Annotated in this window: 14 protein-coding genes; 9 read left to right on the forward strand and 5 right to left on the reverse strand. The window is 69.9% G+C overall.

Annotated elements, in window-relative coordinates; all coding sequences use genetic code 11:
• Positions 1–47: 47 nt before the first annotated feature.
• Together AB0O07_RS20360 and AB0O07_RS20365 are read left to right on the forward strand one after the other, a co-directional pair.
• Positions 48–1,487 (forward strand): gamma-aminobutyraldehyde dehydrogenase, encoded by a 1,440-nt coding sequence (locus AB0O07_RS20360; RefSeq protein ID WP_365635098.1) that lies wholly within the window; start codon positions 48–50, stop codon positions 1,485–1,487.
• 274 nt (positions 1,488–1,761) lie between these two features.
• On the forward strand, positions 1,762–2,319 hold the full coding sequence (locus tag AB0O07_RS20365; RefSeq protein ID WP_365635101.1) for an HXXEE domain-containing protein: 558 nt from the start codon (positions 1,762–1,764) through the stop codon (positions 2,317–2,319).
• Between the two features lie 19 nt (positions 2,320–2,338).
• Here the strand turns inward: AB0O07_RS20365 and AB0O07_RS20370 are convergent, their stop codons facing one another.
• Positions 2,339–3,163: a glycerophosphodiester phosphodiesterase gene (locus AB0O07_RS20370; RefSeq protein ID WP_365635321.1), complete on the reverse strand. Its 825-nt coding sequence runs from the start codon at positions 3,161–3,163 to the stop codon at positions 2,339–2,341.
• Positions 3,164–3,165: 2 nt separating this feature from the next.
• Positions 3,166–4,191, reverse strand: a complete 1,026-nt coding sequence (locus tag AB0O07_RS20375; RefSeq protein WP_365635103.1) for an adenosine deaminase — start codon at positions 4,189–4,191, stop codon at positions 3,166–3,168.
• A 188-nt stretch (positions 4,192–4,379) separates the two neighbouring features.
• Here AB0O07_RS20375 and AB0O07_RS20380 point away from each other — a divergent pair, with 188 nt between their 5' ends.
• Entirely contained in the window at positions 4,380–5,126 is a 747-nt protein-coding gene (locus AB0O07_RS20380; RefSeq protein WP_365635106.1) for a DUF4190 domain-containing protein, read from the forward strand.
• A 44-nt stretch (positions 5,127–5,170) separates the two neighbouring features.
• Here the strand turns inward: AB0O07_RS20380 and AB0O07_RS20385 are convergent, their stop codons facing one another.
• Positions 5,171–5,758 (reverse strand): NADAR family protein, encoded by a 588-nt coding sequence (locus AB0O07_RS20385; protein ID WP_365635109.1) that lies wholly within the window; start codon positions 5,756–5,758, stop codon positions 5,171–5,173.
• 147 nt (positions 5,759–5,905) lie between these two features.
• Between AB0O07_RS20385 and AB0O07_RS20390 the strand changes: the two genes are divergently transcribed.
• The 5 genes from AB0O07_RS20390 to AB0O07_RS20410 all read left to right on the forward strand — a co-directional run bounded on the left by AB0O07_RS20390 (position 5,906) and on the right by AB0O07_RS20410 (position 11,507).
• Positions 5,906–7,153, forward strand: a complete 1,248-nt coding sequence (locus AB0O07_RS20390; protein ID WP_365635323.1) for a spermidine/putrescine ABC transporter substrate-binding protein — start codon at positions 5,906–5,908, stop codon at positions 7,151–7,153.
• 98 nt (positions 7,154–7,251) lie between these two features.
• On the forward strand, positions 7,252–8,511 hold the full coding sequence (locus AB0O07_RS20395) for an ABC transporter ATP-binding protein (RefSeq protein ID WP_365635112.1): 1,260 nt from the start codon (positions 7,252–7,254) through the stop codon (positions 8,509–8,511).
• Positions 8,508–9,470 (forward strand): ABC transporter permease, encoded by a 963-nt coding sequence (locus AB0O07_RS20400; RefSeq protein ID WP_365635115.1) that lies wholly within the window; start codon positions 8,508–8,510, stop codon positions 9,468–9,470. Before AB0O07_RS20395 ends, AB0O07_RS20400 begins: the two co-directional genes overlap by 4 nt.
• Positions 9,467–10,309, forward strand: a complete 843-nt coding sequence (locus AB0O07_RS20405; RefSeq protein WP_365635118.1) for an ABC transporter permease — start codon at positions 9,467–9,469, stop codon at positions 10,307–10,309. The genes AB0O07_RS20400 and AB0O07_RS20405 overlap by 4 nt, the downstream gene beginning before the upstream one ends.
• Before the next feature lie 730 nt (positions 10,310–11,039).
• Positions 11,040–11,507, forward strand: a complete 468-nt coding sequence (locus tag AB0O07_RS20410; RefSeq protein ID WP_365635121.1) for a hypothetical protein — start codon at positions 11,040–11,042, stop codon at positions 11,505–11,507.
• A gap of 101 nt (positions 11,508–11,608) precedes the next feature.
• Here the strand turns inward: AB0O07_RS20410 and AB0O07_RS20415 are convergent, their stop codons facing one another.
• Positions 11,609–12,487, reverse strand: a complete 879-nt coding sequence (locus AB0O07_RS20415; protein ID WP_365635124.1) for a phosphatase PAP2 family protein — start codon at positions 12,485–12,487, stop codon at positions 11,609–11,611.
• A gap of 166 nt (positions 12,488–12,653) precedes the next feature.
• Positions 12,654–13,988 (reverse strand): 4-aminobutyrate--2-oxoglutarate transaminase, encoded by a 1,335-nt coding sequence (gabT, locus tag AB0O07_RS20420; RefSeq protein WP_365635127.1) that lies wholly within the window; start codon positions 13,986–13,988, stop codon positions 12,654–12,656.
• 296 nt (positions 13,989–14,284) lie between these two features.
• On the opposite strand from gabT, the gene AB0O07_RS20425 reads away from it, so the two are divergent.
• Positions 14,285–16,426, forward strand: a complete 2,142-nt coding sequence (locus AB0O07_RS20425; RefSeq protein ID WP_365635129.1) for an ATP-binding protein — start codon at positions 14,285–14,287, stop codon at positions 16,424–16,426.
• Positions 16,427–16,536 lie beyond the last annotated feature (110 nt).

Below are 16,536 nucleotides of genomic sequence, written 5' to 3' on the forward strand. Positions count from 1 at the left end.
TAGGGTAGGTGTCTCACCCATCGGACATCTGGCAGGGAGGGGTGGCAGTGACCACCGAACTGCGTCGGCTGCGCAACTACATCAACGGGGAGTTCCGGGACGCCGCTGACGGGCGGACCATCGAGGTGGTCGACCCGGCCACGGGCGACGCGTACGCCATGTCCCCGCTCTCGGGGAAGGCCGATGTCGACGCCGCGATGGACGCCGCTGCCGCGGCGTTCCCGGCGTGGCGGGACACCACCCCTGCCGAGCGGCAGAAGGCGCTCCTGAGGATCGCGGACGCCTTCGAGGAGCGCGCGGAGGACCTCATCGCCGCGGAGTCCCAGAACACCGGTAAGCCGATCGGACTGACCCGTACCGAAGAGATCCCTCCGATGGTGGACCAGATCCGCTTCTTCGCGGGTGCCGCCCGGATGCTCGAAGGCCGGTCGGCCGGGGAGTACATGGACGGTTTCACCTCCATCGTCCGACGTGAGCCGGTCGGTGTCTGCGCCCAGGTCGCGCCCTGGAACTATCCGATGATGATGGCGGTGTGGAAGTTCGCCCCGGCGCTCGCCGCGGGCAACACGGTGGTGCTCAAGCCGTCGGACACCACCCCCGCCTCGACAGTGCTGATCGCCGAGATCATCGGCGGGATCGTCCCCAAGGGTGTCTTCAACGTCATCTGTGGTGACCGTGACACAGGACGTGCCATGGTCGAGCACCCGACGCCCGCGATGGCCTCCATCACCGGCTCCGTTCGGGCGGGCATGCAGGTCGCCGAGTCAGCGGCCAAGGACGTCAAGCGGGTCCACCTGGAACTGGGCGGCAAGGCGCCGGTCGTGGTCTTCGAGGATGTCGACCTGGCGAAGGCCGTCGAGGACATCGCGGTGGCGGGGTACTTCAACGCGGGGCAGGACTGTACGGCGGCGACGCGCGTTCTGGTCCACGAATCGATCCACGACGAGTTCGTCACCGCGCTCGCGAAGGCGGCGGCGGACACGAAGACGGGCGCTCCGGACGACGAGGACGTGCTCTACGGGCCGCTCAACAACGCTCAGCAACTCCAGCAGGTCTCCGGCTTTATCGAGCGTCTGCCGGCGCACGCACGGGTCGAGGCAGGCGGGCACCGGGTCGGCGACAAGGGTTACTTCTACGCCCCGACCGTCGTCTCGGGCCTCAAGCAGGACGACGAGATCATTCAGAACGAGGTCTTCGGCCCTGTCATCACCGTCCAGTCCTTCACGGACGAGGCGCAGGCACTGGAGTACGCCAACGGCGTCCAGTACGCGCTCGCGTCTTCCGTATGGACGAAGGACCACGCACGGGCCATGCGGATGTCGAAGGCCCTGGACTTCGGCTGCGTATGGATCAACACGCACATTCCGCTGGTCGCGGAGATGCCGCACGGAGGCTTCAAGAAGTCGGGGTACGGCAAGGACCTCTCGGCGTACGGCTTCGACGACTACACCCGCGTCAAGCATGTGATGACGTCGCTGGACGGCTAAGGCTCGCGCAGAAGCGGGGCGCCGTACGGGGCGGCGGAGGACGTATGGGGGAGCGGTCTGCGGGGCGCGGTGCTTTCCGCCTCGTACACCCCTTGGTGCGTCTTGTACGTGTCCTCGTGCACCGGTGTCCGTCTTGTGCGTGTTCTCGTGCACCGGTGTCCGGACGCACCGTAATGCGCGGCGTACGGTGCGTCGTTCGCCGCCCCGTACGGTGCGTGGGAAACGCGCGGTGGACCGCTACGCCGGCAGGCGCCCTTGCGGCAGACTGACGTCAATGAACGGCGACAACAACGACAGTGATGTCAGCGCCGCCGTCACTCTGGGGCTCCTCGCCGCATGGGTGGCGCACGATGCGGAGGAGTTGGCCACGGGGCCCGGGTGGATCCGGGAGAACCTGCCTGCCCTGCGCACACGCGTCCCGGCCGCTCCGGAGCGGCTGTGGCGCGCCATGGAGGCGGTGGACGAGCGCGAGTTCGCCGTCGCCGTCGGGATGATGGGCGCCGTCGTCGCCGCCGCGGCCGTGGCGGGGCGGCGTACCGGCGGGCGGTCCGGCTTCTATCAGGGGGCGTTGGACGGGTTCGGCCTGCACGGGGTCGTCCACATCGCCCAGGCCGTAGCCGTACGCGGCTACACGCCGGGGTCCGTCACGTCGCCGCTGCTCGTCGTTCCGTTCACCCTCTGGGCACGGACACGGCTGCGCCGTGCGGGCGTCCTCAGGCAGAGCAGGGCGCGCGACGTGGCGGCAGGGCTGGGTCTGGCCGCCGCGGCCACCGTGCTCTCCCACACCGTCGCACGTCGCGTTCTGGCCGATCGGCGGAAGCCCGCCGTGTAGGTCGCCGGCCAAGGAGTTGTCACCGGAGCGACGTGGGAGCGGTCGGCGGGTCCGTCGCCTGTGAAGCTGGTGCGTCGAGGGTCCCGCGCAGTACGTCGGAGAGCACGTCGATCCGGTTCGTGGTGATCGAGTCCACACCACGCCCGATCAGCCTGCGCATGCTGCGCCGCGTGTCCACCGTCCAGGCGGATACCAGCAATCCGTCCCGGTGGTTGCGGTCGGCTAGTTCCCTGCTGACGAGTCCGAAGCGGTAGTTGAGCCAGCGCGGCCGCACCGCGGCGAGCAGCGCGGGGCGCGGCGGCGCCAGCGTCGTCCAGGTCATCGCGATCTCGGCGCGCGGGTCGGCGGCGCGGACGGCGAGCATCGCGTCCGGTCCCGCGCAGTAGTACACGCGGTCCTGCGCGCCGCATTCGCGGACAGTGCCCACGACCGTACGCACCGACGCCGCGGTGGCTCCGGGCAGGTCGATCATGAGCCGGCCACCCGCCTCACCCCAGGCCGCCCCGTCGGCGCCGTACGCCGCGCCCGGTGGGGGCAGAAGCGCGTCGCGCAGGGGAGGTACTTCGCCGCGCGTCAGCTCGCGCAGTTCCTCGTATGTCACCTCGGTGAGCCGTCGCTCGTCGCCCCAGAGCCGTGCCAGCGACGCGTCGTGGAGCAGGACGGGCGTGCCGTCCCGGGTGAGCCGTACGTCGATCTCCACCGCGTTCGCGCCCCGTAGCCGCGCGGAACGGAGCGACGCGAGGGTGTTCTCCCGGAGGCGGTACGGGTCGCCGCGGTGCCCCACGGCGACGACCGCCCGCCCCGTACCGCCCACGCGGCCACCCGAACTGTCGCCACCGGCCATGATCAGCGCGCGAGCCACTGCGTGGTGTACGTGTCGATCTCCTCGGCGAGGCGCTTCTTGGCGGCCGGATCCAGGAACGACGCGTCCACCCCGTTCTTCGCAAGGTCCGCGATACCCCGCTCGTCCAGGCCGAGGAGCCGCGCCGCCACCCCGTACTCCTTGTTCAGGTCCGTACCGAACATGGGCGGGTCGTCACTGTTGACCGTCACCAGCACGCCCGCCGAGACCATCGCCTTGATGGGGTGCTCGTCGAGGTCGGCGACGGCGCGGGTGGCGATATTGGACGTAGGGCACACCTCCAGCGGGATGCGGTGCTCGGCGAGGTAGGCCAACAGCTCCGGGTCCTGGACGGAGCTGGTGCCGTGACCGATGCGTTCGGCGCGCAGTTCGCGCAGCGCGTCCCAGACCGTCTCCGGCCCCGTCGTCTCCCCGGCGTGCGGCACGGAGTGCAGCCCGGCCGCGATCGCCCGGTCGAAGTACGGCTTGAACTGAGGCCGCGGCACCCCGATCTCGGGACCGCCCAGTCCGAAACCCACCAGCCCCTCGGGGCGCAGGTCGACCGCGAGGCGCGCCGTCTCCTCCGCGGATCGCAGCCCCGCCTCTCCCGGGATGTCGAAGATCCAGCGCAGTACGACGCCCAGTTCGGTCTCCGCGGCCTTCCGCGCGTCCTCTATGGCATCCATGAAGGCGTGGTCGTCGATGCCGCGGCTGGTCGAGCTGAAGGGGGTGACCGTCAGTTCCGCGTAGCGGATGTTCTGCCGGGCCATGTCGCGCGCGACCTCGAAGGTCAGCAGTCGCACGTCCTCCGGCGTCCGGATCAGATCGACGACGGCGAGATAGACGTCGATGAAGTGGGCGAAGTCGGTGAAGGTGAAGAAGTCGACGAGGGCGTCGGGGTCGCTGGGTACCGTGGAGTCCGGGTGCCGGGACGCCAGTTCGGCGACGATGCGCGGCGACGCCGAGCCGACGTGGTGAACGTGCAACTCAGCCTTGGGCAGACCGGCGATGAAGGCGCTCGGATCGGTCATCGTGATCCTCCAGGGAGGGGAGCGGTACGGGGCGGGACCCCGGCGTGGATGCCCGGAACGAGGCCACGGCGGGGCGCGCCACCAGGGGCGCCTGCCGGACGGTTTCCGGGGCAGGGATCATCGTAGGCCGGGCCGGATCCGTGCGGAGCGGAGGCCGTAGCATGACGGATTACGAGTGGGGGAGGCCCATGTCAGACCAGAGCGAGCAGCCGTCGCGCGGCAACGAGCCCCGCGACCCCTGGGCGCCACCAGAGCGTCCCGTACCGCTGGACAAGCAGTCGTTCGCACAGCAGCCGCACACCCCACAGAGCTCGTCGGCGCCGCCGTCGCCGCCGTCCGACGGGTCGGTGCACAACCAGCCGACGGTCACCGGGATGCCGGCCGCCGGCGCCGCCTCGGGGCCGGCCACGGGATCAGGGGCGGGCGGGGGAGCCGTACCGCCGCCACCGACCGCTCCAGGGGGCCCTGCGAGGCCCACGCCGGGACCGTTCGGCTACGGGGCGGCCCAGCAGCCCGGTGCCCCGTACGGGGCCGGTACGGGGCCGGGATACGGCTATCCCGGCTACTCGGCCGCTCCGTACCAGGGGTACGGCCAGACCGGCTGGCAACAGGGGCAGTCGAACGGGATGGGGATCACGGCGCTGGTGCTCGGCATCCTCGCCGTCGTGAGCTTCTGCTTCTGGGGGCTCGGGATCCTGCTGGGCGTCCTCGCGCTGATCTTCGGGTTCGTCGGGCGGGGCCGGGCCCAGCGCGGCGAGGCGAACAACGCCGGGATGGCCCTGGCGGGCATCATCCTCGGCGCGATCGGCACGCTGCTCAGCGCCGCCTTCCTCGGCTTCCTGATCTGGGCGATCGCCAATGGCGAGGAACTGGACTCGAACCGGACCGATCCGTTCGCCACCTCGCTCGTCGTCGGTGCCCTGTCCCACCGCTGAACCGCCCGCATGGTGGACGCGAGAAACCCGGCCCCACCGGGCTCCTACCTCTGGTCCGCCCGGAGCCTGTCGCGTGCCTCCATCAGCGCGAAGCCCAACAGGTTGAGCCCGCGCCAGCGCGTGGGGTTAGCCGCTCGCTCGTCGTCGGCGGCGAGCCCGATGCCCCAGATCCGGTCCATCGGGCTCGCCTCGACGAGCACCCTGTCGCCCGTGTTCAGCAGAAAGCCGCGGAGGGTGGCGTCCTGGCCGAACTTGTGGACGCTGCCCGCTACCACAATGCCGTACCGTTCCCGTTCCCAGACTTCCTGGTCGAAGCCGCGCACCAAGCGGCCTGCTTTCTTGGCGAGCGCCGGATTCGGGGCGCCCAGGGCCCTGTGCTCGGCCGCCTTGTCCCCGAACAGGCGCGCCTTGGCGGCCATCATCCAGTGCTCGGCCGTCGCGTATCCGACCCCGTCGACCGTGAACGGTGAGGCCCACCACTGACTCAGACAGCTCGCGCTCAGCGTGCCGTCACGCCGTGGGGTGTGCCCCCAGAAGCGCAGGTACTTGACCGGCTCGCCGCCCTTCACACGCTCCACCAAATCGGCCGCGGTACGAGCGGAGCTCCGCGTGACCCTCGTGTTCATCCCCATGGGGCGAGTCTGCCGGCCACCACTGACAGCCCTCCCCGACTTGCTCACCGATCCGTGACTCGGCCGCCTCGTCGGCGGGGCGGCCGAGTCACCACGTCGGCCAGCGTCAGCCAGCCGTACAGCCGAAGGACACAGTGCGTGGAACAGATGGAGCAGTACGGACCCGACCGCCTCTCTGCGGCACAGTGGGCGGCGATACGGCGCACTATGGCCGGCGGCAGAGGTGCCCTGAGCCGCCGCTCGATGCTGCGCGCCACCGGGGCCGGGGCCCTCATGCTCGGCGGGCCGGCCGCGACGAGCGGCTGCGGCATTCCGCCCGCGAAACGGGAGGGCGAGGGGGTGGCTTCCCACGATCACTCGGCGAAGGAGAACCGCGTCGTCTTCTCCAACTGGACCGAGTACATGGACGTCAGCGAAGACGAGAAGCACTATCCGACCTTGGAGATGTTCACGCGGCGCACCGGCATCGCTGTCACTTACACGGCTGATATCAACGACAATGTCGAATTCTTCGGCAAGATCCGGCCACAGCTCGCCGCCGGTCGGGGCACCGGGCGTGACCTCATCTGTGTCACCGACTGGCTGGCCGCCCGCATCATCAGGCTCGGCTGGGCGCAGAAACTCGACCCGTCGCATCTTCCGAACGCGTTCGCCAACCTCTCCGCGCCGTTCCGCGCGCCCGACTGGGACCCGGGCCGCGCCTACTCGTACCCCTGGACCGGCATCCCGACCGTTATCGCCTACAACGCCAGGGCGACCGGTGGGCGCACCGTCGACTCGGTCTCCCAGCTCCTGGACGACCCGGAGCTCAAGGGACGGGTGGCATTGCTCTCCGAGATGCGTGACACCGTCGGCATGACCCTCCTGGACCTCGGCAAGAACCCAGCGGACTTCACCGACGACGACTTCGACGCTGCGCTTGATCGGATCCAGAAGGCTGTCGACAGGAAGCAGATACGCCGTTTCACAGGCAACGACTACACGGCGGATCTCGACAAGGGCGATATCGCGGCGTGCGTCGCGTGGGCGGGCGACATTGTGCAGCTCCAGAGTGACAATCCGGACATCAGGTTCGCGATCCCGCGGGTCGGCTACATGCTCGCCAGCGACGACCTGCTCGTCCTCGCTCAGGCGCGGCACAAGGCCAATGCGGAACAACTCATCGACCACTACTATCGGCCGCCGATCGCCGCGCGGCTCGCCGCGTACATCAACTATGTCTGCCCGGTCGACGGAGTCCGCGCGGAGCTGGCGAGAATTTCCCCGTCGATGGCGGACAACCCGCTCATTCTCCCCGATGCGGCGATGGCTGCGGCGTCGCGTGCCTTCCGTACCCTCAGCGCCGAGGAGGAGACGGTCTACGAGCAGAAGTTCGCCAAGCTGATCGGCGCGTAACCTCGCGTCGTCCGCCCCGTACGGTGCGCGCCACCTGCGCCGTCTCCCTACATCACCTCTCTCATTCATTACCGGGACCATGACCTATGACAGGACGCATGACAGAGCCAGAGACCGCGTCCGGCGGGCGGGATGGCGGAGCCGTACACCTCGTGGGGATCAGCAAGACGTACGGCTCCGTCCGCGCCGTAGGGCCGCTCGATCTCACTGTGCCGCAAGGGTCCTTCTTCGCCCTGCTCGGTGCCTCGGGGTGTGGCAAGACGACCACCTTGCGGATGATCGCCGGACTGGAGGAACCCACCCATGGCACGGTCTTCCTGGGCGACAGGGACGTTACGGGGCTCCCCCCGTACAAGCGTCCCGTCAACACCGTGTTCCAGAGCTATGCCCTCTTCCCGCATCTGGACGTCTACGAGAACGTCGCGTTCGGACTGCGACGTCGAGGCATCAGGTCCGTACGCCGTCAGGTCGGCGACATGCTCGACCTCGTTCAGCTCGGTGACCACGCACGGCGCAAGCCGCACCAGCTCTCCGGCGGTCAGCAGCAGCGCGTCGCGGTTGCCCGCGCCCTGATCAACCATCCGCGCGTACTCCTCCTCGACGAACCGCTCGGTGCCCTCGATCTCAGACTGCGCCGCCAGATGCAACGTGAACTGAAGCGCATCCAGACCGAGGTCGGGATCACCTTCATCCATGTCACCCACGACCAGGAGGAGGCCATGACGATGGCCGACACCGTCGCGGTGATGAACGCGGGGAACGTCGAGCAGCTCGGCACCCCCGCCGAGCTCTACGAGAATCCGCGGAGCACGTTTGTCGCCAACTTCCTCGGTACGTCGAACCTCATAGCGGCGGAGATCACCGAGACGGCGGGCGCACAGGGCGGCGACGTCGCGGTCATGGCCGGCCCCGTACGGCTCCTGCTCCCGAGCGCGCAGTGCGCCGCTCCGATCGCCCGCGGAGGCCGGCTCCTGGTCGGCGTACGCCCTGAGAAGGTCTCGCTGACGCACGCCGGCGACGCCGCGTCGATTCCGGACGGGCGCAACCGCATATCCGGCCGGATCGTCCACTCCAGCTTCATCGGCGTCTCCACGCAGTACGTGATCGACAGTGCAGTCTGTCCCGGGCTGGAGGTGTACGCGCAGAACATCGAACGCGACAGGCGCCTGGCCCCGGGGACCGAGGTCGTCCTGCACTGGAGCCCGGCGCACACCTTCGGCCTGGACGCCGCGCAGTCGCTCCTGGCCGGCACCACGGGGGACGACGGTGTCCACGTGGCGCCGGACGGCGGCGTCGCAGGCGCTCGTACGGCCCTGGAGGCCGCCCGCGAGGGTCGGGCCGGAGGGGTGGGCGTGTGACCGCCACAGAGGCCCCGTACGCCGCGCCCGCGCCGCCCTCGCGCACCGCGCCGGACAGTGCGGAACCCGGGAGCGCCGGGCGTGGGGCGGCCGCGCGGCAATACCTCGTTCCGTACGGGCTGCTTCTGCCCGGCGTTCTCTGGCTGCTGGTCTTCTTCGCGCTGCCGATGGTCTACCAGGCGTCGACGTCCGTACAGACCGGCTCCCTGGAGGAGGGTTTCCAGGTCACCTGGCACTTCGCGACGTACGGGGAGGCGCTTCGGGAGTACTACCCGCAGTTCGTCCGCTCCCTGCTGTACGCAGGAACCGCGACGCTCCTGTGCCTGCTGCTCGGCTACCCCCTGGCCTATCTCGTCGCATTCAAGGCGGGGCGCCGGCGCGGTCTGCTGCTGGTTCTGGTGATCGCGCCGTCCTTCACCAGCTTTCTGATCCGTACGCTCGCGTGGAAGACGATCCTCGCGGACGGTGGCACCGTCGTCGGCCTCCTGGACGCCCTGCATGTCCTCGATGTGACCAGATGGCTCGGCTGGACCGAGGGCAGCCGTGTCCTGGCGACGCCCATGGCAGTGGTCTGTGGGCTGACGTACAACTTCCTTCCTTTTATGATCCTGCCGCTCTACGCGTCGCTTGAACGCATCGATGGCCGACTCCACGAGGCGGCGGCCGATCTCTACGCCAGACCGGTGACAGTCTTCCGCAAGGTGACGTTCCCGCTCTCCACACCGGGCGTCGTCGCCGGCACACTGCTCACCTTCATCCCCGCGAGCGGTGACTACGTCAACGCCGAACTGCTCGGTTCGACCGACACCAAGATGGTCGGAAGCGTCATCCAGACGCAGTTCCTGCGGGTCCTCGACTACCCGACGGCCGCGGCACTCTCGTTCATCCTCATGGCCGCCGTCCTCCTGCTGGTGACCATCTACATCCGTCGGGCCGGGACGGAGGAGCTGGTTCGATGAATCCGGCGAACAGAGCACCACGGGGCGGTCTCAGGGCGGCGGCGCGCTGGGTACGACGCAATCTGGTGCTTATGGCCGGGACGCTGACGCTCGGCTTCTTGATCGTCCCCAATGTCGTGGTGATGGTCTTCTCGTTCAACAAGCCGAACGGTCGCTTCAACTACGCGTGGCAGCGCTTCTCACTCGACGCCTGGGCGGATCCGTGCGGCGTCGCCGACCTGTGCGGCTCGCTGGTGCTCTCGCTCCGTATCGCCGTCCTGGCGACACTCGGCGCGACTGTTCTGGGAACCATGATCGCTTTTGCGTTGGCCCGCTACCGTTTCCGGGCGCGTGGTGCGATCAATGTGTTGGTCTTTCTTCCGATGGCCATGCCCGAAGTGGTGATGGCGGCATCGCTGTTGACGCTTTTCCTCAACCTGGGTGCGCGACTCGGCTTCTGGACTGTCCTGATCGCGCACATCATGTTCTGCCTCAGCTTCGTCGTGACCGCCGTCAAGGCACGCGTGATGTCGATGGATCCGAGCCTCGAAGAAGCGGCGCGTGACCTCTACGCGGGGCCGGTACAGACTTTCGTACGGGTGACACTGCCCATCGCCGCGCCTGGTATCGCCGCAGGAGCACTGCTCGCCTTCGCCCTCTCGTTCGATGACTTCATCATCACCAACTTCAACGCCGGGGCGGCCGTCACCTTCCCGATGTACGTCTGGGGCTCGGCGCAGCGGGGCACGCCGGTGCAGATCAATGTGATCGGGACGGCGATGTTCATCGTGGCCGTGGTGTCGGTGGTCATCGGCCAGACCGTCGGAAACCGGCGGAGGAAGAGCGCTACGAGCGCCTGAACAGCGGGGAGCCCGGCGGTAGCTCATTTGCCGTCCGATAGCGCGCCGCGGAGCGCGACGTAAGTTCTGATCGAGGTGATCGGGATTCACCAGGTCGGCTGGGCCGACTTGGGCCGCAAGGCGGCTTCTGAGCAGCCTTCCTCCCTCATGGCCTCGACAGCAGGCTCGCCCACTCGCCCGGCGAACTGCGGATGCTTAAGAAGTCGAGCGAGGGCAACAACGAGGGCAACCTCGAAGCCATCAATGCCGCCGCGCCTCCCGCTATGTCATCGAATGCACCTTCGAACGCGCAGGTAGGACTGACGTCGCTACCGCGCCTTATCGGTTCGACGGGCGCCGCGAGGGGGCACGTGCAGCGGGGGAGAATGGGCTGAAGGGGCTTGAACTTCTCGACCGCGACGCGCTCCGCGCTGAGGTCGACTCACCGGCCTTCCTGGGCAGGCCCTGGGGGACCGGCGGGGCGTCGCCATGCGGAGCACCATCCCGGGTGTGTCTCCAGCCCGCTGCTTATTTCTTCCGCTGTCCCCGCAGTTGGTGGACGCGAGCTTTGGCCATGCGTGGAGCGGGGCGGTCGATGCGGCCTCGTACGGCGCCCCGTCCCGCGCTTCCTTCGGAGCCCGTGAGCCAGATCACCGCAAGATGGTGAAGCGAACCCGCGTCATATACCGGATCTGCCGCCTTCTCCTTTGTTGGACGGACTGTCCAACAACACGGATGGGAGGCCAGGCGGATGGCTGGCGCGGGGGCGAAAAGCGCGGTGGACTGGCTGGTATCGGTGGCACCGGATCCCGACGCCTGTCGGTGGGAATGGGAACGCAGCCCGAACAGTGTGACTCTCCTTCCGGCGGGCAAGCGCTGGGACGTACTGATCCTGCCGGGCGAACTCGGGTATCCGACGCTCGATGTGCTGGCCCGGCTGGTGGACCGCCCGGGCCCGGTACTCGCCGATTTCGGTGACGCGCGGATGGGGTTCTTCGTGCCACCGGGGACAGCCGCGCGCTGGATCGGTACCGGGGTACGGGGCGCAGGTCGGGGCACCTGGATCGTCGTTCCGCACCCGGGGCGGGCGAGCGGCGGGGTGCGTTGGCTGATCCCACCGGACGGTGCGGGGACTCTCACCGACGCGGCGCTCCTGGAGCTCGCGATGCACGAGGCGGCGGCAGGGATGGCGCGCGGGAGCGGGGGCGGAGGTGGCTAGGAGGGTGACGGTACGGAGTGATGGGCAGCGGAGCGACGGGATGCCGCGGACCGACGGCGCACGGCCACGGAGCACCGTACGGGGCGCCCCGCCGGATCGCCTCAGGTGTGAGGCGATCCGGGACCTTGGTGGCGTTCACCGTCATGTTCCAGTTGACGTGAACAGAAGCCGTTGATCGCCGCTTCCGTCAGGAGAAGCAGCATGCCGCACAGTGCCAGGCTCCCGAGGACATCCAGGGGCCAGTGATAGCCATGCAGTACGAGGCCCACACCTGTCGCCAGGGTGAGCAGCGCGGCGACGGGCAGCGTCCTGCTCCGGCCCAGGTACGGGGCGAGAAGCAGCGCGGCGCTGCCGTACGCGACCATCGCGGTCGCAGTGTGCCCGGACGGGTAGTAGCCGGTCGCGTCCGTGAGCGGGCCCGGCCGGTCGATCCACAGCTTCAGCGGAACGACCAGGGCGGGTACGGCGGCCATCGCGACGACGGCGCCCAGCGGTCGCACGCGCTGGCCGCGTCGGAGCGCCTCACCCAGCGCGAGGGCGAGCACGGGCAGGGCGACCGCCATGCTTCCGAGATCGGCCAGAAGCTGCGTCAGAGCCCCCGGGCCCTCGCCGGCGAGCAGAAGGCCGAGCCGCTCGTCGGCGGCCCGCAGTGGCCCGTCCGAGGCCGTCTGCCAGGTCATCAGGGCGAAGGCGACCGCACACAGGGCGAAGCTGGCGACGGCGCGCCGCGAGACGCGCGGAGCGAAAAGAGGCGGCCGCCCGGGAACAGGGGGGGATGTTCCGGGGCGGCCGTCAGGACCGGTGTACCGCACGCCCCGGGGGGTTTGGGGCGAGCGGACATCCGATCGGTGAGGAGATCCAGAGCCAGAAGCTCCAGTGCTGTGCGCGAAGGCACGACCAAGGCGACGCTGGGGATGCCCCGCATTGGTGTCGCCCACAGGTCGCTTCGCAGTCCCCTGTGAGCGGGGTGTTTCTCTCATCTGGCAAAACCGTACGGCAGCGCCGGGGGCTCCGACAGCGGGAAACCCATCCCGCCATCGCCCCCGCACACCTTCTTCACAGGCCCTGACACGTGTGGTGGCGCCGTCATGCCCTTGAAGTGCGCTGCCGAACGCGCCCACGGTGCGCTGCGGTGCGCCGGTCTGCTCAGAGAGCGGCGAGTGCCGTCTCGATGATGTCCAGGCCCTCGTTCAGCAGTTCCTCGCCGATCACCAGGGGAGGCAGGAAGCGCAGAACGTTGCCGTACGTGCCACAGGTGAGGACCAGCAGCCCCGCGGCGTGGCACGCCTTGGCGAGCGCCGCGGTCGACTGCGGGTCCGGCTCCTTGGTGTCGCGGTCCTTGACGAGCTCGATGGCGATCATCGCGCCGCGCCCGCGGACGTCGCCGATGACGTCGTACTTCTCGCGCAGCGCCGAGAAGCGGCCCTTCATGACCGTCTCGATGCGGCGTGCCTTCGCGTTGAGGTCCAACTCCCGCATCGTCTCGATGGAGCCGAGCGCGGCGGCGCAGGCCACCGGGTTCCCGCCGTACGTACCGCCCAGGCCGCCCGCGTGCGCGGCGTCCATGATCTCGGCGCGGCCGGTGACGGCGGCGAGCGGCAGGCCACCCGCGATCCCCTTCGCGGTGGTGATCAGGTCGGGTACGACGCCCTCGTCCTCGCACGCGAACCACTGGCCGGTGCGGCAGAAGCCCGACTGGATCTCGTCCGCCACGAACACGATGCCGTTCTCGCGGGCGAACCGCGCGAGGGCGGGCAGGAAGCCCTTCGCCGGCTCGATGAAACCGCCTTCGCCGAGCACGGGCTCGATGATGATCGCGGCGACGTTCTCCGCGCCGACCTGCTTGCTGATCTGGTCGATGGCTTGGGCGGAGGCCTCGGCGCCGCAGTTCTCGGCACCGGTCGGCCACCGGTAGCCGTACGCGACCGGCACGCGGTAGACCTCGGGCGCGAACGGGCCGAAGCCGTTCTTGTACGGCATGTTCTTGGCGGTCAGCGCCATGGTGAGGTTCGTACGGCCGTGATAACCGTGGTCGAACACGACGACCGCCTGGCGCTTGGTGTACGCACGGGCGATCTTGACGGCGTTCTCCACCGCCTCGGCGCCCGAGTTGAACAGAGCTGACTTCTTGGAGTGGTCGCCCGGCGTCAACGCGGCAAGCTGCTCACAGACCTCCACGTACCCCTCGTACGGCGTGACCATGAAACAGGTGTGGGTGAAGTCCGAGAGCTGGGCGGCGGCGCGGCGTACGACGGCCTCGGCACTGGCCCCGACGGAGGTCACGGCGATGCCCGAACCGAAGTCGATCAGCCGGTTGCCGTCGACGTCCTCAAGGATGCCGCCGCCCGCGCGGGCGGCGAAGACGGGCAGTACGGACCCGACCCCGGCCGCGACCGCGGCCGTACGGCGGGTCTGTAGCTCACGCGACTTGGGTCCGGGGATGTCGGTGACGACGCGGCGCTCCTGCGGAATGGCGGTCATGCGGGGCTCCTGGGGGTATTCCGGGTCTTTCTCCGCAGGCTAGGGGCGGGAGAGCAAGGCGGGCATGCTCCGATCGGGAGTGGTGAAGGGTGTGTCGTTGTCCGCGACGGACATAGCAGCATGGCGGCGCGCCGTACGGGGCCACGTCGCGGGGGCGCGTCGCGCGGCGCGGGCACGGGTGGGTGTCGGCGCCCCGAGGGTGAGACCTTCGGAGGTGGCCACCCGTCCAACACCCGGTGGTGGCAATACATTGAGCGGGTACAGCAGGGCGGACTGCGCAGGGGGCAGGAGTTCACATGGACAGCGACGGCACGCACGACGCACGGGGCACACGCGCCAACCCTGTGCCGCGCCCGGCGGGGCCACCGCCCGAGCGGCCCGCCACCCCCCCGCCGATGCCGTCGTCGGCGCCGCTCGAATCCGTCCCGCCCCCCGCGCCGGGCCACGCGCCGAGCTCCGGGCCGACGCTGGCGGAGTGGCTGCGCGTCCCACGGGTCGGCGACGCGCCCGGTACGTGGGCGTACGGCCACCGGGCCCGGCCCGCCGAGGAACCGGAGCGGACGCCGCTCCGTCAGCTCGTGAGCGGGGCGCTCATCTCGTTTCTGGCGGGTCTGCTGCTCTGGTCACTGGTGTCGAACGGCTATCTGGGGAGCTTCTGGCTCTGGCCTCTCCTCCTGGTCACACCCGACTCCTGGCCCGGGACGCAGACCGGCGAACGCGCCGCGCAGTTCTACATCGTGGTCGTGATCGGCGGCGCGATCGCCTTCCTCTTCGGCCGCCTCGGCCGCTGGCCCGAACTCGTACGCCGCGTCTTCGGCCTGGTCCCCGGCGTCGCCGCCCAGGAAGCCGCCCCGCCGCCCCCCGAGCCCGAGGACGACTTCGCCGAGTGGCCCGAGCTGCGGGCCGCGGGGCAGGGCGACGTCGCCGCGCGCCTCGCCTCCGAGGTGCGGGACGGGCGGATGAACGATGTCGACTACGCCAGGATCCGCCGCGCCTGGCACTCCGTACGCGCCGATCCGTCGCGCCTCACGGCGTTCGCCGAGGCCGTACGGGGCGACGGAGCGGGTGCCTGTGTCCACCCCTCGGGCAAGCGGGATCTGCCCGTGCGCGCCGCACGGCACGATCTGCTCGTGCGGCAGGTCAGGCTCGGCACCGTTCACGACGGAGAGCGCAATCCGTACCCGCGGCGCGGTACGGGGCTCGCACTCGACCCCGTCCTGCTGGGCACCTCGCTGCTCGCCGTCGGCCCGCCCGGCGCCGGCAAGACACACACCCTGGTGCGCCCCGTCGTCGAATCGCTGGCGCTCCAGGCGCTCGCCGGGCAGGCCGCCGTCATCGCGGTGTGCGCCACCGGCACACAACTCGGGCCGGACAGCGCCTACGACGTCGTCGTCAGGCTCGGAGATCCCGAGTCGGTGTACGACCTGGACCTGTACGGTGGCACCAACGACCCCGACGAGGCCGCTGTCGCCCTCGCTGAGGGCCTCGTAGGCGATCTCGCGGACACGGACACCCGGCGCGCCTCCACGGCCCTCGCGCAGCTTCTGGGGCCGTTCCGTGCCGCGCACGGCCGCCTCCCCGCCGTACCGGAGCTGCGGGAGCTGCTCGACGGTGAACCGACGGCCTTCGTCGCGCTGCGCGAGGCCCTGGACGCCGCGGGACAGACCGCCATGCGGCGTGAGCTGGACACCCGCGAACGGCAGTCCGGGACCCCCGGGGACCCGGGGCGGGCTCTCGCCGACCGGGTGGCGCTGCTCGACCGGCCCGCCTTCGCGGGCTTCTTCGACACCAACGGCCGCACCAGGCCGTTCTCCCTCCGCACCCTGGAGCACCCGCTCCGTGTCCGGATCGACCTGCCCGAGCGTGGGCATGCGGAGGCGTCACGGATGCTGGCCAGGATCGTCCTCGCCCAGTTCGCGGCGAATGCCGCGACGCGGGCCGACCGGTCGCTCTTCGCCTGCCTCGTCCTGGACGACGCGACGCGCACCCTCACCCCGGAGACACTGCGCGGCGTACAGCGCCTCCGGTCCGTGAACGCGGGCGCGGTGCTCACGCTGCGCACCCTCGACGACGTACCCGAGGCGCTGCACACCGCGCTGCTCGGAGCCGTCGGCTGCCGTATGGCCTTCTCCGGCATCACCACCTGGGACGGCAAGCGCTTCGCGGAGGCATGGGGCACGGAATGGGTGGAGACCCGAGACGTCACCCAGCGCACGGTCTTCGCGGACCAACCGCTGACCCGGGCCATCCACGCCTTCCGCAAGCTGGTCACCGGCAAGGCGGTGACCACGGACGCGGTAACCGTGCGGAAGGTCGAGCGCGAGCGCTGGTCGGCCTCGGACCTGGCGCATTCCGTGCCCGCCGGCCATGCGGTCCTGTCGCTGCGCACGGTGGACGGTGAGCACGCGCCGCCCCTCCTCGTCGACTTGCGGAACTGAGCCGGTGGGGCCCGGCCGTCGCGCGGCGGCCGGGCCCCATGGCGCCGTCCACGATGCGTGGGGCCGGGCGGTTCTCCGGGTGAGTGCATATGACCTGTACTTCGTACAGG

This window comes from Streptomyces sp. NPDC093085 (assembly GCF_040683935.1).
Classification (GTDB): Bacteria; Actinomycetota; Actinomycetes; order Streptomycetales; family Streptomycetaceae; genus Streptomyces.